We start from the raw sequence: 588 nt of genomic DNA on the forward strand, positions 1-588 counted from the left end.
GAATTGATGACCAGCGCGTTCGGCGACAGCTCCGCCGCGGTCACTGCGGGAAATGCATAATCGAGACCGTGATAAATCTCATCCGAGATGAAGCGAATGCCCGCATCATCTGCCGCGTGGATCAGGCTGGTGAGCGCTTCGCGCGACATCATGGTGCCCGTAGGATTGGCCGGACTCGCGACCAGCACGCCCTTCAGCGGCTTTTCACGATGCGCGGCGAGCAGATCCTCGGCGGTCAAGGCGTGCCGCTTGTCGGCATGGGTCTCGATCAGCACCGGCTCGCAGCCCAGCGCGGTGAGGATGTGCCGATACGGCGGATAGCCAGGCACGGTGACGGCGACGCGGTCGCCGGGCTCGAACAGGGCCAGGAAGGACAGGATGAACGCGCCGGAGGAGCCGGTAGTCACCACGATCTGCTCCGGATCGACCGTGCAGCCATAGACGTCGCGGTAATGCCTGGAGATCCGCGCACGCAGCGAGGGGATGCCAAGCGCGGCGGTATATTCGATCCGCCCGTGCGCCAGCGCGGCCTGCGCAGCCTCGATGGCCACCTTGGGCGCGGGCGCTGCCGGCTGCCCGACTTCCATG

Annotated in this window: 1 protein-coding gene; it reads right to left on the bottom strand. The window is 66.2% G+C overall.

The features are described from left to right. A partial coding sequence (locus tag AC1DS5_RS25315; protein WP_477720996.1) for a pyridoxal phosphate-dependent aminotransferase occupies nucleotides 1–588 on the bottom strand: 588 nt, incomplete at both ends.

The sequence above is a fragment of the Polaromonas sp. P4_H1 genome (assembly GCF_056400945.1).